General features: G+C 66.3%; 16 protein-coding genes and 1 pseudogene. 8 read left to right on the forward strand and 9 right to left on the reverse strand.

Annotated elements, in window-relative coordinates:
- Positions 1-86: 86 nt before the first annotated feature.
- The 5 genes from ACHMXB_RS19750 to ACHMXB_RS19770 all read right to left on the reverse strand — a co-directional run bounded on the left by ACHMXB_RS19750 (position 87) and on the right by ACHMXB_RS19770 (position 4,233).
- Positions 87-722 (reverse strand): LysE family translocator, encoded by a 636-nt coding sequence (locus tag ACHMXB_RS19750; protein WP_395401191.1) that lies wholly within the window; start codon positions 720-722, stop codon positions 87-89.
- A 115-nt stretch (positions 723-837) separates the two neighbouring features.
- A complete protein-coding gene (locus ACHMXB_RS19755) occupies positions 838-1,032 on the reverse strand; it encodes a helix-turn-helix domain-containing protein (protein ID WP_102972918.1) in 195 nt (64 codons plus the stop codon).
- A 47-nt stretch (positions 1,033-1,079) separates the two neighbouring features.
- Positions 1,080-1,334 carry a hypothetical protein gene (locus tag ACHMXB_RS19760; RefSeq protein ID WP_395401194.1) on the reverse strand — a complete coding sequence of 85 codons (255 nt, stop codon included), beginning with the start codon at positions 1,332-1,334 and terminating at the stop codon, positions 1,080-1,082.
- Positions 1,335-1,591: 257 nt separating this feature from the next.
- The gene (locus ACHMXB_RS19765) at positions 1,592-3,058 is read right to left on the reverse strand and encodes an amino acid permease (RefSeq protein WP_395401196.1); all 1,467 of its coding nucleotides are present in this window, start codon (positions 3,056-3,058) and stop codon (positions 1,592-1,594) included.
- Between the two features lie 257 nt (positions 3,059-3,315).
- Positions 3,316-4,233 (reverse strand): SDR family oxidoreductase, encoded by a 918-nt coding sequence (locus ACHMXB_RS19770; protein ID WP_395401198.1) that lies wholly within the window; start codon positions 4,231-4,233, stop codon positions 3,316-3,318.
- A gap of 222 nt (positions 4,234-4,455) precedes the next feature.
- On the opposite strand from ACHMXB_RS19770, the gene ACHMXB_RS19775 reads away from it, so the two are divergent.
- From ACHMXB_RS19775 to ACHMXB_RS19790, 4 genes are all read left to right on the forward strand, one after another.
- On the forward strand, positions 4,456-5,289 hold the full coding sequence (locus ACHMXB_RS19775) for an IclR family transcriptional regulator (RefSeq protein WP_395405362.1): 834 nt from the start codon (positions 4,456-4,458) through the stop codon (positions 5,287-5,289).
- 234 nt (positions 5,290-5,523) lie between these two features.
- Positions 5,524-7,221, forward strand: a complete 1,698-nt coding sequence (gene hutU, locus ACHMXB_RS19780; protein WP_395401200.1) for a urocanate hydratase — start codon at positions 5,524-5,526, stop codon at positions 7,219-7,221.
- Between the two features lie 158 nt (positions 7,222-7,379).
- Positions 7,380-8,969, forward strand: a complete 1,590-nt coding sequence (gene hutH, locus ACHMXB_RS19785; RefSeq protein ID WP_395401202.1) for a histidine ammonia-lyase — start codon at positions 7,380-7,382, stop codon at positions 8,967-8,969.
- A gap of 164 nt (positions 8,970-9,133) precedes the next feature.
- Positions 9,134-9,370, forward strand: coding sequence for a hypothetical protein (locus tag ACHMXB_RS19790; RefSeq protein ID WP_395401204.1), 237 nt, complete (start codon positions 9,134-9,136; stop codon positions 9,368-9,370).
- 114 nt (positions 9,371-9,484) lie between these two features.
- Here ACHMXB_RS19790 and ACHMXB_RS19795 read toward each other — a convergent pair whose 3' ends face one another.
- Positions 9,485-9,745, reverse strand: a complete 261-nt coding sequence (locus ACHMXB_RS19795) for a hypothetical protein (RefSeq protein WP_395401205.1) — start codon at positions 9,743-9,745, stop codon at positions 9,485-9,487.
- 237 nt (positions 9,746-9,982) lie between these two features.
- Here ACHMXB_RS19795 and ACHMXB_RS19800 point away from each other — a divergent pair, with 237 nt between their 5' ends.
- Entirely contained in the window at positions 9,983-11,287 is a 1,305-nt protein-coding gene (locus ACHMXB_RS19800; protein ID WP_395401207.1) for a cation:proton antiporter, read from the forward strand.
- A gap of 100 nt (positions 11,288-11,387) precedes the next feature.
- A complete protein-coding gene (locus tag ACHMXB_RS19805; protein ID WP_395401209.1) occupies positions 11,388-13,568 on the forward strand; it encodes a transglycosylase domain-containing protein in 2,181 nt (726 codons plus the stop codon).
- Between the two features lie 51 nt (positions 13,569-13,619).
- Here the strand turns inward: ACHMXB_RS19805 and hutG are convergent, their stop codons facing one another.
- The gene (hutG, locus tag ACHMXB_RS19810; RefSeq protein ID WP_395401211.1) at positions 13,620-14,585 is read right to left on the reverse strand and encodes a formimidoylglutamase; all 966 of its coding nucleotides are present in this window, start codon (positions 14,583-14,585) and stop codon (positions 13,620-13,622) included.
- Between the two features lie 159 nt (positions 14,586-14,744).
- Positions 14,745-16,185: pseudogene (locus ACHMXB_RS19815) on the reverse strand (NCS2 family permease).
- 111 nt (positions 16,186-16,296) lie between these two features.
- On the opposite strand from ACHMXB_RS19815, the gene ACHMXB_RS19820 reads away from it, so the two are divergent.
- Positions 16,297-16,899, forward strand: a complete 603-nt coding sequence (locus tag ACHMXB_RS19820; RefSeq protein WP_395401213.1) for a copper resistance protein CopC — start codon at positions 16,297-16,299, stop codon at positions 16,897-16,899.
- Between the two features lie 56 nt (positions 16,900-16,955).
- Here ACHMXB_RS19820 and ACHMXB_RS19825 read toward each other — a convergent pair whose 3' ends face one another.
- Complete coding sequence (locus ACHMXB_RS19825; protein WP_395405364.1) at positions 16,956-17,582, reverse strand: FAD-dependent monooxygenase; 627 nt, start codon at positions 17,580-17,582, stop codon at positions 16,956-16,958.
- Between the two features lie 467 nt (positions 17,583-18,049).
- Here ACHMXB_RS19825 and ACHMXB_RS19830 point away from each other — a divergent pair, with 467 nt between their 5' ends.
- Positions 18,050-19,087, forward strand: coding sequence for a universal stress protein (locus tag ACHMXB_RS19830; RefSeq protein WP_395401215.1), 1,038 nt, complete (start codon positions 18,050-18,052; stop codon positions 19,085-19,087).

Consider the following 19,087-nt stretch of genomic DNA (forward strand, 5'->3'; position numbering starts at 1 on the left):
ATGTTCCGCGTGCTCGCTCGTTCCTCGCTTAGACGCACGCTTCCACATGCCCGACGCCGCCCGCCGAGACCTGCAGGCGGCCCAAGTTAGCTCTTGGAACCGGTCAGTGCGAGGGTGCCGCCGAGCCCGATCATCATCACGCCGCCGGTTGTAGTGACAGCTGCTACCCGGCGGGGTGAGCGGGCGAACCACTGCCGTGCCGTGCCGGCGGCCAGCGCCCAGACGCTGTCCGAAACCAGCGCGATGGCCAGGAACGTGGCACCAAGCAGGGCGAGCTGGGCGGGAATGGCGCCGGCAGAATGGTCCACGAACTGGGGGAGGACCGCCACGAAGAACACCACGGATTTGGGATTCGTGGCCCCGACAATGAAGCCTTCACGCAGAATCCGCCGGGTGGTCGCCGGCCTGGACGGACCCGGGCTCGCGGGGCCGCCCCGGCGGTGGAGCACCGCCTGGATTCCCAGATAGATGAGGTAGGCCGCGCCGGCAAACTTCACCACCGTGAACAACAGCACCGACTCAGCCAGTACCACGCCGAGCCCAAACGCTACGGCTGCGATCTGCAGCAGTTCCCCGGCCGCATTGCCGAGGACACTCAGCAGTCCGCCCCGCCGCCCCAGCGCCAGCGACCGTCCGATGACGAACAGGACGCTGGGACCCGGCACGGCGATCAGCAACGCGGAGACCAAGGCAAAGGCCAGGAGATTCTGCAGCGGCAGCATGCCTGATGGTAACGCCGGCGCCGTACACCAAGCCAGCACCGGTGTGCTCGAACAGACGGGCAATTGGACCACGGCGCTCAACGGGTGGGCTGTGCCGCGGGAACCCTACGAATCCTCAGCCAGTCGGGTTGCCGGACGCCCTGATGTACTCCTCCACCGCCGACTCGGGCACGCGGTAGGACTTGCCGAACCGGTCCGCCGCAAGCGTTCCGGCGCGGACCATCCGGTAGACGGTCATTTTGGAAAGGCGCAGGGCCGCGGCCACCTCGGCAATAGTGAGATAGGCAGTCGGCAGGTTGGCGATGGACATGGAATCGGCTCCTGTTGGTCGTCGGCTGGACTGGCGGGATGACCCGCTCAGTCCGGCCGCCTCAGTTGCCGGTGGTCGTAGAAGTACACCCGGTCCGAGGACCGGATCCCGATCGACCGGCCGTTCTTGACCACCACGGTGCCTTCCCGCCTGCCGTTGAACGGATCGTCGCCCAGCAGAACGTCGCCGATCCGGTAGGGAACAGCGGCCGTGCGCGCCCGCTGCAGCGTCTGGGCCAGGAAGCCGGACAACCGCCCGGACTGAATATTGTCTGCCGGCGCCCCGGCCTGGATTTCCAACATGAGGACCACTCCTTCACAGTGTGACCAATCGTCGAATCACTGGTGGCGCGGGGCCGGCACATCGTGCAGGGCCTCTACCCCAGCCGGCTGGCACCGTGTAGTCCACTCTAGGGAGCAATCACATGCGTCACACGGGTAACATCTACCTCATTTATCACTCCGTGCACTCGCGTAACAGGCGCTGAGTACCTGTCTTTTCACATTCTTACTACTTGTTTTCGCGAATTCCAGCCCGGCGCGACATTTCCGCGGAAATCCTACTCAGTTTTGGCAACCACGGGCAGCGGTGAGGTCTCGTCCTCAAGGTGGGCCCGGCGTCGTCCGTTGCCCCTGACCCAAAGCCGGTAGGCGGCCACCAGCAGTCCCAGCCACACGGCTCCCACGTACAGCGCGACGCGCGTGTCCTCAAAGAAGCCAAGCACCGCGATCACCAGCATCATGAAGCCGATGGTGAGAACGGACGCCGTCGGCCACCACGGGGAGGGGAAGTCCGACGCCGGCAGGCCCTTCCGGAAGATCTCGCGTTTCATGGCCACATGGGAGGCGAGAATCATGACCCACACCCAGACTGTGGCGAACGTGGCGATCGAGGCGATGAGCAGGAAGACATCTTCCGGAATGAGCGCATTCAGCACCACTCCCACCAGCAGGATTCCGGTCATCATCACCACGGTCATCCACGGCACGCCATGCCGCGAAACCCGTCCGAAGCTCTGCGGGGCGTGGCCCTGCTTGGCCAGGCCGAAGAGGATCCGCCCGGCGCCGAAGATGTCACTGTTGATGGCGGACAGCGCGGCGGTTATCACCACGGCGTTGAGGATGTGGGGTGCGGCCGGAATGCCGAGGCCGCTGAAGATCTGGACGAACGGACTGCCGTTGCTGCCGATCTCGTTCCAGGGGAAGAGGCTCATCAGCACTCCGAGGGTCAGCACATAGAACAGCAGGACGCGGACCGGCACGGTGTTGACGGCCTTCGGGATGACCTTCTTGGGGTCCGCTGCCTCGCCGGCCGTGATGCCGATGGTTTCAATCCCGCCGAAGGCGAACATGACGACGGCGAACGAGGCCAGGAGCCCCTCGAAGCCGGTCGGGAACAGGCCGCCGTGCTCCACGAGGTTGCCCAGGCCCGGGGCAGCCGAGGCGTCGCCGGTCTGGAAGCCGAACGCGAGGATGGCCGCTCCGCCCGCGATCATGGCGATAATTGCTGCGACCTTGACCAGCGTGAACCAGAATTCGAGTTCGCCGAAGACCTTCACGCTCAGCAGGTTCAGCGCCGCGAGAAGGAAAATGATGGCCAGGATCCAGACCCACCGCTCCACGGAAGGGAACCAGAAGCCCATGTAGATGCTGAAGGCGGTGACGTCGGCGATGGCCACGATCGCCATTTCGAAGACGTAGGTCCAGCCCGTCACGAATCCAGCCAGCGGGCCAAGGTAGCGGCTGGCGTACTGCCCGAAGGACCCCGAGACCGGATGCCGCACGGCCATTTCCCCCAGTGCGCGCATCACCATGAACACTGCGGCGCCGCCGATCATGTAGGCGAACAGCACGGCGGGACCGGCTTTTTGGATGGCCGAGGCCGAACCGTAGAACAGGCCTGTGCCGATGGCGGAGCCCAGCGCCATGAAGCGGATGTGGCGGACGTTGAGCCCGCGGTTCAGAACGGTTTCGACGGCGGTTCCGACGGCGGTGCGCGCCGTTCCGGTCCCGCTTACGGGCGCCATTTCTTCTCTTGTTTGGGCTTGTTGCATGCCAATACCTTCTCGTCATTGGGAGGGGGATCGCTATCCAGCAGACCATGGTCGGAGGAGCTGTGATGAGGCTCACGGGGTCTTGGTGTCTTCGATTTCAGACTGTTCGGCTTCAGGCCGGCGCTCGGAATTTTCGGCGCTAACTGGCAGGTAATGCCCTCAAATCCCGGTTTTGGGGGCGTTACCTGCCAGTTCGCACGCCGCTGAGAAGCGCCGCGCCCTGGAGTGCCTCAGCGGTAGCCGGTGGCGTCCGCCGGCAGCCCGGCTTCCTGGATCTCGTCCAGGTAGCGCCAGCAGTCTGGCCGGGAGCCGTCGACGTCGGTAAAGCCGTATTCCTGCGCAAGCCCGCCGGAGGAGAAGGAGCCGCCGGTCCGCCGGTGCACGTGAGGGTCGGCGGCGAGGGCGGCGACCGCCCGGCCCACAAAGCGCGGGCTTTCCGAGATGGCGGCGAAGTGCGGGTTCGTCGCCGCTGCCTCGCGCCAATTGGCTTCGGTCACAGCGTAGTGTTCGAGCATCATTTCCGAGCGCATCCAGCCCGGCGTCAGCGCCACGGCCGTGCACCCGAACGCCTTCAGCTCCTCGGCCTGGCTGAAGGCGAGCCGCAGGACGGCGGACTTGGCGAGATCGTAAAACGCGGAGAGCCGGTAATGCGCCGCGTTGTACGCTCGAGTTCCGTCCGTCATTTCCACCACTAGACCTCCGGGCCGGCGGATGAGGAGCGGCAGCGCGAAGTGGCTGGTGATCAGGTGCGTGTCGACGGCGCCGTGCAGCATCCGCAAGCCGCCGTCAAGGTCGTGTTCCCACAGGGGTGTGTTCCACTGGATGAGATTCTCGCCGCCCCAAATGTCGTTCACCAGGATGTCCAGCCGGCCGTGCTCGTGGTCGATGCGGCGGACCAGAGCGTCGACCTCCGAAGCGTGGAGATGGTCCACGGCCACTACGATGCCGCTTCCGCCGGCCGCGCTCACCATGGCTGCCGTTTCATCAATGGTTTCGGGGCGACGGTAGTCGGAAGCCTGGGCTTTCGTGGTTCGCCCGGTGCAGTAGACCACCGCTCCAGCCTCACCCAGGGCCACGGCGGTACCGCGACCTGCCCCTCGTGTGGCTCCGGCGACCAGAGCTACCTTGCCCTTGAGCGGAGATTCCATGGACAAACGCTACCCCCTGCGCGGGAAGCGGGATGATGGGCGGGCGGTGAATACGTGCGTCGGGGGCTGTCCGGTATTCCAGACAGTTGCGCTTCTGAAGGGGGTCTGTAGTCAGCGGGCTGGGCGCAAACTTAAGTACGGGATACCGGACACCTTTCGGTGATGCCTGAAGAACGGATAGACAGCTCAGTGGCGAGACCCGGAGGACACATGGCAGGCACGATGGCCGCAACGGCGGCAACGGCGGCAACGGCGGCAACACGACCGGAATCAGCACTCAAGGCGAAAGTTCCAGCCGCCGAAAATACCTTGCGGATCCTCAAACTGTTGGGTTCCAAGCGGGGGCCGATGGCGGCGTCGAACATTGCCACGGCATTGGGACTGCCCCGCTCAAGTGTGTACCACCTCCTTGGCGTCATGGAGGCGAACGGCTTTGTCCTGCACCTGCACGAGGAGCAGCGGTACGGCCTCGGCATCAGCGCCTTTGAGCTCAGTTCCGCGTACTCGCGGCAGGAACCGCTGTCTCGGCTGGGGCGGCCCATGCTGGCCTCCCTCGTTGATGTCCTCGGCGAAAGCGCTCACCTGGCAGTCCTGCACGGCCGGGACGTGCTCTACATCGTGGAGGAGCGCGCCAAGAACCGGCCGTCCCTCGTGACGGACGTCGGCGTCCGGCTGCCGAGCCACCTCACCGCAAGCGGCCGCGCCATCCTTGCCGCGCTGCCGAAGTCCCAGGTCCGCGCGCTCTATCCGAACGCCGCCGCCTTCAGTGCCCGGCACGAGGTGGAGGGCGCCATCATGAAGTACTCCGCCTTGTCGTCGCACCTTGACCAGGTGAGGCAGCGTGGCTACGCCACGGAGCACGGTGAGGTGACACCCGGCTTTGGCTCCATTGCCGCCGCCGTCACGGATCATCTTGGATGGCCGACGGCGGCAGTAGCCGTCACGTTCCTCGAGGACAAGCTGCCGGAGGACCAGTGGCCGGTGCTCGCCGCCCGCGTGCAGAAAGTCGCCGATGAACTCTCGGTGCGCATCCACGGCCGCCCGGCGCAGGGGTGACCCCAACTAGGTAGCAGCACCGGGCGTTCTCAATGCTGGCAACGCCCTCAACTGCTACCCAGTTGGGTCTGGAATACCGGACAGCACCCGCCGGAAACCACTGTTTGGCCCGCCACGGAGGGGCTTTAGTTGATACAGAAGCACTTTCGCTCGAACCACGATTTGCCGAAAAACACAGCATTCCGCAACACGCAACAGTGATACAACACATTCCCGCGATACGAAGGAGCCATCATGGCACCCGCCGATTTCACCACCGGTGCCCGCCCGGTCAAAGCAGCCCGAGGCACCGAGCTCACCGCCAAGTCCTGGCAGACCGAGGCGCCCCTGCGCATGCTCATGAACAACCTTGACCCCGAGGTCGCCGAACGCCCGGATGACCTGGTGGTCTACGGCGGCACCGGCCGGGCCGTGCGCTCCTGGGCCGCATTCGATGCCATTACCCGCACCCTGGAAACCATGGAAAAGGACGAGACCCTGCTGGTCCAGTCCGGCAAGCCGGTGGGCGTCTTCCGCACCAACGAATGGGCGCCGCGCGTGCTGCTGGCCAACTCCAACCTCGTCGGCGACTGGGCAACGTGGCCCGAATTCCGCCGGCTCGAGGCCGAGGGCCTGATGATGTACGGGCAGATGACGGCCGGCTCCTGGATCTACATCGGCACGCAGGGCATCCTGCAGGGCACGTTCGAAACCTTCGCAGCAATCGCCCGGAAGCTCACCGGGGACAGCAATGGCACGCTCGCCGGCACGCTGACACTGACCGGCGGCTGCGGCGGCATGGGCGGCGCCCAGCCGCTCGCCGTCACCCTGAACGAGGGCGCCTGCCTGATTGTCGACGTCGACGAGACCCGCCTGCGCCGCCGCGCCGGCAAGCGCTACCTGGACGAGGTGGAGACCGACCTCGACGCCGCGATCGCCAAGGTCCTGAAGGCCAAGGAGGAGCGCCGCGGCTGGTCCGTGGGCTACGTGGGCAACGCCGCCGAGGTCTTCCCCGAACTGCTTCGCCGGCACAAGGCCGGCGAGCTGACCATCGACATCGTCACGGACCAGACCTCCGCGCACGACCCCCTGAGCTACCTGCCGGAAGGCATCTCCGTGGACGAATGGCACCGCGAGGCCGAGGCTGATCCGGAGGGCTTCACCAAGAAGGCCCAAGCGTCGATGGCCAAGCACGTCCAGGCCATGGTCGAATTCCGGGACGCCGGCGCCGAGGTGTTCGACTACGGGAACTCCATCCGCGACGAGGCCCGCAAGGGCGGCTACAGCCGGGCATTCGAATTCCCCGGCTTCGTCCCGGCCTACATCCGCCCGCTGTTCTGCGAGGGCCTGGGCCCGTTCCGCTGGGTTGCCCTCTCCGGGGATCCCGAGGACATCGCCGTCACCGACAAAGCCATCAAGGAGCTCTTCCCGGAGAACCAGCACCTTCACCGCTGGATCGACGCCGCCGCGGAGCGCGTCGAATTCGAAGGCCTGCCGGCTCGCATTTGCTGGCTGGGCTACGGTGAACGCGCCAAGGCCGGGCTGCTCTTCAACCAGCTGGTCAAGGAAGGCAAGGTCAAGGCTCCCATCGTGATCGGCCGGGACCACCTGGACTCCGGCTCCGTCGCCTCCCCGTACCGGGAAACGGAGGCCATGGCCGACGGCTCAGACGCCATCGCCGACTGGCCAATGCTCAACGCCCTCCTCAACACCGCCTCCGGCGCCACCTGGGTCTCGCTCCACCACGGCGGGGGAGTAGGCATCGGCCGCTCCATCCACGCCGGCCAGGTCTCCGTTGCCGACGGCACCGATCTCGCAGCGCAGAAGCTTGAGCGGCTCCTCACCAACGATCCCGGCATGGGCGTGATCCGGCATGTCGACGCCGGCTATGACCGCGCCGTCGACGTCGCCAAGGAACGCGGAGTCCGCATCCCGATGAACGAGTCGCGCTAACCAACGCCCACCCCCGCATCGACTGCTCCGTAACCGCCGTTTCGAGCTCCCAGAAGGGCGGTTACGGAGCAATCGATCAGAAGCAAAGTAGGAACCACAAAGTGACCATCCCCACGAACTCCCTAACCTCGCACGCTCGGCCAGGGAACCCTGTTCGCGTGGCCCCAACCCACGAACCGCTCACTGTTACCCTCGGTGCCAGCGGTGCCACGCCTGAGGACCTCGTTGCCGTCGCACGCCATGACGCCAGGGTGACCATCTCCCAGGAAGCACTGGACACCGTCGCCAAGGTCCGCGCGCACATTGACGAACTGGCCCACAGCGATGTGCCCGCGTACGGCATTTCCACGGGCTTCGGCGCGCTGGCCAACCGCCACATTCCCGGCGAGCTGCGGACCCAGCTGCAGAAGTCGCTGATCCGCAGCCACGCCGCAGGCATGGGCCCCGCGGTGGAACGCGAAGTGGTCCGCGGCATCATGTTCCTGCGCGCCAAGACCCTCGCCTCGGGCCGCACCGGCGTCCGCCCCGTGGTCCTGCAGACCATGGTGGACGTGCTCAACGCCGGCATCACCCCGGTGGTCCGGGAGTTCGGTTCGCTGGGCTGCTCCGGCGACCTCGCGCCGCTGTCCCACTGCGCCCTGGTCCTCATGGGCGAAGGCGAAGCGGCCGGACCCGACGGCGAACTGTACGGCGGCGCCGGCCAACCCACGGTTGCTGAGCTGCTCGCCGCACACGGCATCGAACCGGTGACACTTGCCGAGAAGGAAGGTCTGGCGCTGGTCAACGGCACCGAGGGCATGCTGGGCATGCTCCTGATGGCCATTGCGGACCTGCGGCAGTTGCTGACGACGGCGGACATCACCGCTGCGCTCAGCGTCGAGGCGCTGCTGGGCACTGACCAGGTGTTCCTGCCCGAGCTGCACGCCGCCTTGCGGCCGCACCCCGGTCAGGCGGCCTCCGCGGACAATATGCTCCGGGTCCTGTCCGACTCGGCCATCGTGGCCTCGCACCGCGTGGGCGATTCGCGTGTTCAGGACGCGTACTCGCTGCGCTGCGCACCCCAGGTTGCGGGCGCCGTCCGGGACACGGTCGACCACGCCGAGCTGGTGGCTTCCCGTGAACTCGCGGCCGCCATCGACAACCCCGTGGTTCTGCCCGACGGCCGGGTCAGCTCCAACGGCAACTTCCATGGCGCCCCGGTGGCGTACGTGCTCGACTACCTGGCCATCGCGGTCGCGGACCTCAGCTCCATCGCCGAACGGCGCACGGACCGCATGCTTGACCCTGCCCGTTCGCACGGCCTCCCGGCGTTCCTGGCAGCGGATCCGGGCGTGGACTCGGGCCTCATGATCGCCCAGTACACCCAGGCCGGGCTGGTCTCGGACAACAAGCGGCTCGCGGTGCCCGCCTCCGTCGACTCCATTCCGAGCTCCGCCATGCAGGAGGACCACGTGTCCATGGGCTGGCACGCTGCCCGCAAGCTCCGGAAGGCAGTGGAGAACCTCCGCCGCGTTCTCGCGATCGAACTCGTGACCTCGGCACGGGCGATAGACATGCGCACGCAGCTCTCCGATGGCCAGCTGACCCCGGGTCCTGCGGGGGCCGCCGTCCTCGAATCGCTGCGGACCGTCGTCGGCGGACCGGGCACGGACAGGTTCCTTTCACCGGAGCTCGAGGCCGCCGACCGGCTGGTCGGCTCCGGTGCGGTGCGGGCGGCCGCCGAATCCGCCGTCGGAAATCTCGCCTGACGGTGAACAAAGTGCACCGCCGGCAAACATTTGCCGGCGGTGCCGAAATACTCTGCAACGCGCCGCACACAGCCCGGCGAGTGTAGTAGAACTAAAGATGTAGTAAAAGTCACATCAAAGAGGCTGTGGCGGAAAAGAACATCCACAAAGGGGTAGAAGTTCAAATGAAAGCACGCGGGACAGTCCTGTCCAGACGCATCGCACACGCAGCTACGGTTTCCAACTGGGGATCGCTGCACGTGGGCGAGCGGGTCGAGATCATCAAACATGCTCATGTCATTGCGGCAGGCGAGGTGGAGGAAGTCTCACGGAGCGGAAACGTGCTGTGGGTTGTCTGCGGCGGAGCGGCGGAATCGCAGCTCTTCATGAAGTCCGACGGCGTGCAGGTGCGCCGGATGTAGTCCGGCTGAAGCCGAGCGCGGCAGGCCGCGCACCGGAAAACAAAAAGCCCCCGACCTTGGATCATTTGGCTGTTCGGCCAGAATGAGTCCAGGATCGGGGGCTTTTTTCGCGTGCTAGGCCGCGATGTCCTCGTGTGTTTCACCGAAGGGAACAGACTCGTCGAGGGCCACCGTGTAGCGGCCTGGCTCAAGGCGCGTGACCTTGATGCCGCAGGTGCCTTCCTGGGCAGCCGCTTCGATCAGCGTCTCCACCGCGCTTTCCAGGCCGTCGTGGACCTGGGCGGCACTCGTAAATGCCAGGTGGATGGACCGGGCACCCGCAGAGGGAGACGCGCTCGTAGGAGCGGTTGGGCGCTCCATGGTTGCTGTGCTCAATGTACTGACTTTCTGTGGTTCCTGCCGGGGGGGCAGTAGACCATTCTACCGGGAATCCGCACAAAGGTAAGATGACTGTCGTTTGACAACGATGTTGACGGTGGTTGTCTTATCAACCATTCCTCGACGCCAGCGCGGGTAAAACGCCCCTTCGCGTCCTCCAAAAAGCCCACACTCGTGGCGCTCCGGCCGCTAGTGTTGGTCAGGTCCGAGAGGCCGACGGCGCAGGAGGCGACCGTGTTTGAAGGTGCCAGCATCATGTTCGCCGCGGCGGGCGTAGCCGTCTTTGTTGCTGCCATCCTGCCCAAGGCGCTGCGCAACGCTCCGATCTCCATGCCCATGGTGTTCCTGGGCGCCGGCGCGGCCGCCTTCGGCCTGCTTCCCAACCTTCCGGACCCGAACCCGGTCCAGCACCCCGAGCTGACGCTGCATCTGACCGAAATCTGCGTAATCATCTCGCTGATGGGAGCCGGCCTGGCGCTCGACCGTTCGGTGGGGCGGCGGAGCTGGGCGACCACCTGGCGGATGCTCGGCATTGCCATGCCCCTGTGCATGCTGGGCCTGACGCTCCTCGGACTGTGGCTGCTTGGCCTGGGACTCGCCGCCGCGCTCCTTGTGGCCGCCGCACTGGCCCCCACCGACCCGGTCCTGGCATCCGAGGTGCAGGTGGGCGAGCCGGCCGACGAGGAGGAGGGCACCGACCAGGAGGACGAGGTCAGGTTTGCGCTGACCTCGGAGGCGGGACTGAATGACGGGCTGGCCTTTCCCTTTGTGTACCTGGCCATTGCCATGAGCCTTGTGGGGACGGCGCCGTCGGCCTGGTTTCCGGAGTGGTTCGGCGTGGACGTCCTGTGGCGCATCGGTATGGGCGTGCTGCTGGGCTACGGCACGGGCAAGGCGCTGGCACGGCTTTTCTTCTCCGCCCGGCACGACAGCATCCGGCTGTCCAACCACTCCGAGGGCTTCGTTGCGCTGGCCGCCACCTTCCTGGCCTACGGCGTCACCGAAATGATCGAGGGCTACGGCTTCATCGCGGTGTTCGTCTGTGCCGTGACCATCAGGGCGGCGGAGCGCACCCACGGTTACCACCGCATTCTTCACTCCTACGTGGAACAGCTGGAGCGGCTGCTGACAGTGGTCATCCTGGTCCTCCTGGGCGGAGCGATCGCCCGTGGCCTGCTGGCCGACGTCGGCTGGGCCGAGGTGGGCGTTGCGCTGGCCTTCCTGGTCCTGGTGCGTCCGCTGTCCGGCTGGCTGGCACTGGCCCGCGGCAAGACAGGTCCCCGGGAACGGATCGCCATTTCCTTCTTCGGCATCCGGGGCATCGGGTCCCTGTATTACCTGGCTTACGCACTGGGCCAGGGCGGCTTCGGGGACCGGGCGGAGTACCTCTGGAGCATCGTCGGACTTGTCGTGGCCATGTCCGTGCTGCTGCACGGCGCCACCACGGCGCCGGTCATGAAACGCCTGGACCGGCTGCGCGAACGCAGGGCCGCGGAGAAATTCGGCGACGAGGGAAAGGCACCGCACACGCCGGTCTGATGCCTGGGAACGAATCACGGTCCCGGGCCGTGAATATTCTGTATTCACTCCGGTGGTGTGGTGAGCTTGGATCATGGCAGGCAAAAGGTTGATATCCCGTATGGCTCTCGGCTTGGCAAAGTTGCTGGGGTTCGTGCTTGTCAGCTGCCTCTGCGGGGTCCTCGCGGCCAGCTTCCTGGTGCCCGGGGCCGCCCTCGCCGGCACCTCGGTCAGCAGGTCCATTTCCTACTTCAACAGCCTGCCCACCGAGCTCGCGGTTCCCGCACCGTCGCAAACCACCCGGATGCTGACCGCGGACGGCAAACTCATCGCCACGTTCTATTCCGAGAACCGCGTCCGCGTGCCCCTGAAACAGATGTCCCCGTTCATCCGGAAGGCCGCCGTCGCCATCGAGGACAGCCGCTTTTATGAACACAGCGGCGTCGACACGCAGGGTATCCTGCGCGCGCTGACCAGCAACCTGACCCGCGGCGACCGGCAGGGCGCCTCCACCCTCACCCAGCAGTACGTCACCAACATTGTGAACGAGTCCCTGATCTCCGAGGGACGTGAGGACCAGGTGGTCCTCAGCGGGCAGAAGACCATGGGGGACAAGCTGCGCGAGATGCGGCTTGCGATGGCACTGGAAAAAAAGTTCACGAAGGACCAGATCCTCGAGGGCTACCTCAACATCGTGTTCTTCAACCGTAACGCCTACGGCATTGAGGCGGCGTCCCAGTATTTCTTCAGCGTCCCGGCCAGCAAGCTGACCCTGCCCCAGTCGGCGCTGCTCGCGGGCCTGGTCAACAGCCCCAGCTTCTACGATCCGGTCACCAACCCCAAAAACTCGCTGCAACGCCGCAACCAGGTCCTGGGCGAGATGCTCAAGCAGAAGATGATCTCCAAGAAGGAGCATGACGCCGCCGTGGTCTCCGGCGTTGGGCTGAAGGTGCGGCCCTCGCGGCAGGGATGCGCCGCTGCCACCATGGCCCCGTACTTTTGTGACTACGTGACCCGGCTCTTCCTCAACAACCCGGCCTATGGCGCGGACACCGAGGCGCGCGAAAAGCGGCTCTTCCGCGGTGGGCTGACCATCACCACCACCCTGGACAGCCGACTGCAGGCCAAAGCCCAGGCGCAGGTGAACGCCACCGCCGGTGCCAATCCGGACAGGTGGGGCGCCTCGCTGGTCACGGTCCAGCCGGGCACCGGCCGGGTCCTTGCGATGGCGCAAAACACGGTGTACCTGCCCGGGCCCGGAAAGTTCGACACCCAGCTGAACTTCAACGTGGACTCCAAGGACGCCAACGGCAACGATCTCAACGGCGCCGGCGGGTTCCAGCCGGGCTCCACCATGAAGCCCTTCACCTTCGCCGAGTGGCTGCACCAGGGCAAGACGATGACCACGGTGGTGGACGCCTCGAAGCGCGAGTACCCGCTGGGCTTCCGCTGGCGGTCCTCCTGCGGCAAGGTGGCGGGCGGCTACAGCACGAAGCAGCGCCGGGCAGGACTCGAAACGGCTGACGACCTGCAGAACGCGTCGGAGGGCTACTACCGCAAAATGCCGGCCGACTACGGGCTCTACAACTCCATTAACACGGCCACTTTCGCCGAGGCCGCGCAACTGGATTTCTGCGGGATCCAGAACATGGTCAACGCCGTCGGACTCCGCAGCGGGCTCGACGGGACGCCGGTGAACATGCACCAGCTGGGCAACCTCCTGGGCGGCACCGGGGTGGCGCCCCTGACCATGGCCAACGCCTTTGCCACCTTCGCCGCTGACGGCCGGCATTGCGTGCCGGTGGCCCTGGCCGGGGTGGCGGACATGGCGGGTAAGAAGCTTCCGGCGGAGGCCCAGCAATGCAGCGACACCGTGGACAAGAATGTGGTCCGCGGCGTGAACAAGGCGCTCCAGGACATGCTTAACAAGGGCTCCGGCATTTACATCAACCCCAAGGTGCAGAAGAGTGTGCCGGTGGCGGCCAAAACGGGCACCAACAACAGCAACAGCGCCACCTGGGTGCTGGGCTACACCACCGGCCTGGCAACTGCCTCGTTCTTCGGGGATGCACTGGAGGGCCAGCAGCGACCGGGCCGGAACCTCACCGTCAACGGCAAGTACTACGACCGCATTGACGGTTACATGATCGCGGGCCCGCAGTGGGCGAACTACATGCTCCAGGTGGCGCGGCTCTATCCGGCGGCCGCCTTCCCCAAGCCGCCGGCGTCGATCGTCAGCAAGCCTGCGGCCAAGCCCAAGGCGCCGGCCCGGCCAGCCCCGAAGCCCAAGCCCAAGGATTAGCCGGGCACCGATTACCCCGCCCCGGATTAGCCGGGCGGAACAGGCAGCTGCTTAGCCCAGCAGGACGTTGACCAGCCGCGCCGCTACCCGGGCCGTCCGGTTGTCGATGTCGAAGGCAGGGTTCAGCTCGGCGACATCCGCGTGCAGCAGCTTGCCGCTGGCCACCACCTGGCGGCAGACGGCACTGATCACCGGCAGCGGAACGCCGTACGAGGCCGGAGCACTGACTCCGGGAGCCACCGCCGCCGGCAGCACGTCAAGGTCGATGGTCAGGTACAGCACGTCAATCCCGGTGAGGAAATCCGCCACGAAGGCCTCCGTGGCCCCGGCTGTGCAGTCCTCATCCAGCAGGTACTTCACCCCCAGCTCCTCGGCGGTGCTGAACAGCGCCCGTGTGTTGTTGGGTTCGGAAATTCCGACGACGGCGTACTTCAGTTCGCGTCCTGCGGCCGCTTCGGCGCGGGCCATCTGGAGGAACGGAGTCCCGGAACTGGGGGCAGCCTCATCGCGGAGGTCGAAGTGGGCATCGAGGTTGAGCACGCCCAGCCGCCGGCCGTCGCGGACCGCCCGGGACCCTGCCACGCCGAGGTAGCTGGCGTACGCGGTTTCGTGGCCGCCGCCCAGCAGCAGGGTGAGGTGGCCGCCGTCGAGCAGCGCGGACACGGCGAGGCCTGCGCGGGCCTGGCCGGCCTCCAGTTCGCCGTCCCGGACCACCACGTCGCCGGCGTCGGTGACGGGCCGGTCCGAGTGGTGCGCCAGCGGGCCGAGCGCACTGCGGATGGCTGCAGGGGCGGCCGCGGCCCCGGTCCTGCCCTTGTTCCGGCGCACGCCCTCATCGCTGCAGAAGCCGAGGAGCACGGCAGGGCGTCCGGCGGTGCCGGGAACGTGCGGGGCCGAAGTGCTCTCGTCCGCCGGTGTCACGGCCTGCCACCATCTGCGGTGCGCTTCACCGTCGCCGTCGTAACGGCCTGTCCAGGGGCGGGGTGCAGCGTCAACTGAGAGCGCGGGAAAGTCCATGCTTCAAGCTCACCGCACGGACACAGCGAAAGCCAGCAGCGCCGCCGTCGTGATGTCTGGAATACCGGAACCCGCTTAAGCGCGAGATGGCATTTGGCGGCAGTGTCAGTGAGGAACACCGCCGCCAAACGCCATCTCGGCGGCGGAAAGCGGAGGCTGCTACATGCCCAGTGCCTGTTCGATCGGGCCAATGGCGAAGAACAGGACGAAGGCTGCCGCGACGGCCCACATCAGCGGGTGCACTTCGCGGGCGCGGCCTTGGAAGGTGCGGATGAGGACGTAGGAGATGAAGCCGGCGCCCAAGCCGTTGGCGATCGAATAGGTGAACGGCATCAGCGTAAACGTGAGGAAGGCGGGCAGGGCGATGCCCCAGTCCTGCCAATGGATCTTTCCGATCTGGGCCACCATCATGAAGCCGACCACCACCAGAGCCGGGGCCACAGCCTCGAACGGCACAAGGTTGATCAGCGGGGTGAAGAACATGGCCACCAGGAACAGCAGGCCGGTCACGATCGAGGCCAGGCCGGTCCGCGCCCCCTCGCCGATGCCCGCGCCGGACTCGACGTAGATCTGGTTGGAGGACACGGAGGCGCCGCCGCCGACGATGGCGCCCAGGGCGTCCACCTGCAGCACGCGGTCAACGTTGGGGATGTTGCCGTCCTTGTCCACGGTTCCGGCCTCGTTGGCCAGGCCCACCATGGTGCCCATCGCGTCGAAAGAAGATGCTGAGCAGGATCACGAAGGCGAGCAGCGCGGCGGCCACAACGCCGAGATGTCCGAAAGCGCCGATGGGGTTGGCCTTGCCGATCAGGGAGAGGTCGGGGGCCGCCCATTCGGTGAACTTGGGGGCAACCAGGGACCAGCCCTGCGGGTTGAAGTTCTTGCCGTCGAAGCTGGGGCCGATGTGCAGCGTGAACTCAAGGATGACGGCCAGGATCGTGGAGGCGACGATGCCGATCAGGATGGCACCCTTGACGTTGCGCACCAGCAGGGCGATGGTCAGGATCAGGCCGAAGACGAACACCAGGGTCGGCCAGCCCAGGAGCTTGCCGTCAAAGCCTAGGCCCACTGGGACGGTGGTCCCGGCCGCGTCCGGAACGCGCCGGACGAAGCCGGCGTTGACCAGGCCGATGAGGGCGATGAACAGGCCGATGCCCACCACGATTGCGGTCTTGAGCCCGTCGGGAACGGCCCGGAACACGGCGGTGCGGAATCCGGTCAGGACCAGGATCATCATGGTGACGCCGGAAAGTACCACGAGTCCCATCATGTCCGGCCAGGTCAGCCCCGGGTTGGTGGCCACCGTCACGGCCACGAAGGCGTTGACGCCCAGGCCTGTGGCCATGGCAAACGGGTGCTTGGCCCACGCGCCCATGAGGATGGTCAGGATGCCGGCAACAAAGGCGGTGACCGCGGCAACGGCCTGGAAACCGAGTGTGGCGCCGGAGGAGTCCGCAACGGACAGGATCAGGGGGTTCAGCACCACGATGTAACTCATGGCAAAGAAGGTGGCAAAACCGCCCCGGATCTCGCGGGAGAGGTTGGACCCCCGTTCGGATATCTTGAAGTACCGGTCCAGTGCAGAGCCCTGCTTGAGCATTAGTCCTCCGGTGAGAGTGTGGGGGTTACTTGAATCCTAGTAGGTTGCCGGGTGCCCTCCCAGCAAATTCGCCTAGTCTGTAAGGAAGTCAACACTAGGAGTAGTCCGCCCATGCGTTTCACCCGCCAGTTGCTGTCCGCCCTCCTTGGTGCGCTCACGCTCGTCGCCATGCTCCTGACGGCCGGTCCCGCTTCCGCGCACGACGCCGCCGAATCCAGCAGCCCGGCCGACGGCACCACCGTGGCGACCCCGCCCGCCAAGGTCTCGATAACCTTCAACAACACCCCGTTGGGGCTCGGTTCCCAGGTCAAGGTGACGGATGCCGCCGGAACCGACTGGGCCGACGGCAAGGTGGAGATCGTGGACAACGTGGCCTCGCAGAAACTGCGGGAAGGTGCCCCTGCCGGGAAGTATTCGGTCGTGTGGCGGGTGGTGAGTTCGGACTCCCATCCGATCGAGGGCACGTTCTCCTTTACTGCCACGGCAGCTGCGGCGGGGGCAACAGCGGTGCCGGTTCCTACTGTCGGCACGCCGCAGCCCGGGGCAACCCAGGCAACGGGGACAGCGCCGGATTCCTCGGAACCTTTCCCGTGGAGCATCGTAATATTCGCAGCCGTGGCCCTCGGCCTGCTCATCACCCTGGGTGTGCTGGCCCGCCGGCGGCTCGGCGTCAGTGACGAGCCTGACGGCGACGGGACTAACCGCTTCAGATAGCCGCGGCGTCAGAGCGTCGCGGCTTTCAGGGAGCGTGACCTCAGGGTGCCGTAGCCTCAGATCGCGGGCAGCGCCGGGAAACTTCCGGTCAGCACCGACGGCACGCTGTCCGGGTAGACCTTCGCGGAGATGGCCTGGCCCACCACCTTGGCCTGGCGCAGGACTTCCTTCGGCGTGGGCGTGATGAGCTCGCCGACGCCCACCAGGTAAATGCCGATGGCACGCATGGTTGCGACGAGGTTGGCGCCAATGGAGATGCCAAGGTCAGTGAGCATGCGCCGCAGCTGGCTGTGGGCACAGCGGGTGAGCACGATGTGGTCGGCCAGCAGCACGCCGTCCGGGGTATGTACGGCCCAGCGGTGGAGCGAGGCCTCCGCCCCCGGACCCATCTTGTCGAGCAACAGGGCAGACGTGTCGCTGCGGATGTCCAGCTGGTGGCTTGACGCGTAGTTGCGGAGGTGCCGGAGGATTTCGTTCCGCTCCTGGAGCGACGCTGCCTCGGCATCGTCGCACCGTTGCGGCGCGGTTTTCTGGAACGACTGGCCGCCCCTCGGGGATTCGAGCCTGCTGACGATGATTGAATCAACGCCCCGTCGGCGGAGTTCCGTGGCGATTGCCAAACCGGGAAGTCCGGTGCCGATGACCACAGTGGTGGTCCGTTCTGCGCCGCTGAGACCAGGCATGCGTGACACTACAACTTCCTCCTCGAGAATTTCGAAGCGCAGGGCATCATCGCCGTGCACCGTCCACTGCCCCAGCAAGCAGACACAACCCACCCCCGGGTGTGCGGTGGAGCACAATCCGGATCGATAGTGCCTCGACATTACAGAATTTTTTGGTCGCTGGATACCCCACCCGAAACATTGGTTTGCGGGGCCTTGCGCGGCGTTACCGGCGCGCCTGGAGCAGCGCCGAAAGGGCGCCCGGAGTGGTCCCGGAAGAGCCCTCGGAACAGGCTGGAAACTGCCTTCCGAAAGGCCCAGAAAAGCCGCGGGGGCCCGCTTGCTAAGAGATCGCGGACCGAGAATAGTTGGACTTAAGCGCAGGCTGTACGTAACCGGGAACCGGACGGCCTGCCGGTGCCGGCTAGGGACGCTGCTTCTGGCAGAATAGCCGCATCATCAGGCAGTATCGCGAGGAGGCGGACCACATGGACGCACACGAATTGCATCCCGACCCGGCACGGGATGGCGGTGCCCGGCACGCGAGACCCGAAGGAATCGTGGTTGGCGTCGATGGTTCGGACCACGGCCAGTGCGCCCTCGTGTGGGCTGCCCGTGAAGCCGAACGCCGCCGTAGTCCGCTCCACATTGTCACCGCCTACTCGGTACCCATCTTTGCCGCCTCCGGGCTCGACGGCGGCTATGCCACGGTGGACGACTCGGTGATCCGCGAGGGCGCGGAGTCCATCCTGCAGCACGCAGTGGACAAGGTGGCCGGCTACAACATCAGCGTTAGCTCCTCGGTCGAGAACGGGGACGCTTCGGGCGTACTGCTCGACCTGTCCGAAACCGCCGAGCTGCTGGTCTTCGGCACACGCGGGCGGGGTGGCTTTGTTGGGCGGCTCCTCGGCTCCGTGAGCAGCGCGCTTCCCGCCCACTCCAAATGCCCCACTGTGACGGTTCCGCTGATCTGCTCCGACCGCTTGGGCGAGACCACCCAGGACAAGCACATCCGCGCGGAACAGGCGAAGGCCGGCCACGGCCCCGTGGAAAAAGCTGTCGTGGTAGGTGTTGACGGGTCCGAGCAGGCCCGCGTCGCCGTACTGGAAGCCGCCGAGGAGGCCGAACGGCTGGGTGCGCCGCTGCGCGTGATCTGCGCCGTGCCGCAGTACAGCGGCTCCCTTGCCTGGGTTCCGGCCCCGCTGGACCGCGAAGCGCTGTTCGCCGATATCCAGGTCCAGCTGAAGGCCGGGGTGGCCTGGCTGCAGAGCCATTTCCCGCGGCTGGCCATTGAGACCCGGCTGCTGGATGGGTCGCCCGTGGATGTGCTGGTGGAGGCCAGCCGGCACGTTGAGCTGATAGTCGTGGGCACCCGCGGCCGCGGCGGCTTCACCGGCATGCTTTTGGGATCGACGTCGGACGGCGTCCTGCACCATGCCAAGAGCCCTGTGATGGTGGTGCCGGACCGCGAGGACCCCCGGCTCGCCGACCGCGCCAGCTTCGGACCGATGCTCGGCGCCTCTTAG

Source organism: Arthrobacter sp. UC242_113 (assembly GCF_044054585.1).
Lineage (GTDB): Bacteria > Actinomycetota > Actinomycetes > Actinomycetales > Micrococcaceae > Arthrobacter.

Excerpts from the sequence above, each read along its gene's own strand:
- ACHMXB_RS19775 (WP_395405362.1), top strand. The coding sequence starts at position 4,456 with ATGGCCGCAACGGCGGCAACGGCGGCAACGGCGGCAACACGACCGGAA.
- ACHMXB_RS19805 (WP_395401209.1), top strand. The coding sequence starts at position 11,388 with ATGGCTCTCGGCTTGGCAAAGTTGCTGGGGTTCGTGCTTGTCAGCTGC.
- ACHMXB_RS19830 (WP_395401215.1), top strand. The coding sequence starts at position 18,050 with ATGGACGCACACGAATTGCATCCCGACCCGGCACGGGATGGCGGTGCC.
- hutU (WP_395401200.1), top strand. The coding sequence starts at position 5,524 with ATGGCACCCGCCGATTTCACCACCGGTGCCCGCCCGGTCAAAGCAGCC.
- hutG (WP_395401211.1), bottom strand. The coding sequence starts at position 14,585 with ATGGACTTTCCCGCGCTCTCAGTTGACGCTGCACCCCGCCCCTGGACA.
- ACHMXB_RS19820 (WP_395401213.1), top strand. The coding sequence starts at position 16,297 with ATGCGTTTCACCCGCCAGTTGCTGTCCGCCCTCCTTGGTGCGCTCACG.
- ACHMXB_RS19770 (WP_395401198.1), bottom strand. The coding sequence starts at position 4,233 with ATGGAATCTCCGCTCAAGGGCAAGGTAGCTCTGGTCGCCGGAGCCACA.
- ACHMXB_RS19825 (WP_395405364.1), bottom strand. The coding sequence starts at position 17,582 with ATGCCTGGTCTCAGCGGCGCAGAACGGACCACCACTGTGGTCATCGGC.
- ACHMXB_RS19765 (WP_395401196.1), bottom strand. The coding sequence starts at position 3,058 with ATGGCGCCCGTAAGCGGGACCGGAACGGCGCGCACCGCCGTCGGAACC.
- ACHMXB_RS19760 (WP_395401194.1), bottom strand. The coding sequence starts at position 1,334 with ATGTTGGAAATCCAGGCCGGGGCGCCGGCAGACAATATTCAGTCCGGG.
- ACHMXB_RS19755 (WP_102972918.1), bottom strand. The coding sequence starts at position 1,032 with ATGTCCATCGCCAACCTGCCGACTGCCTATCTCACTATTGCCGAGGTG.
- ACHMXB_RS19750 (WP_395401191.1), bottom strand. The coding sequence starts at position 722 with ATGCTGCCGCTGCAGAATCTCCTGGCCTTTGCCTTGGTCTCCGCGTTG.
- ACHMXB_RS19790 (WP_395401204.1), top strand. The coding sequence starts at position 9,134 with ATGAAAGCACGCGGGACAGTCCTGTCCAGACGCATCGCACACGCAGCT.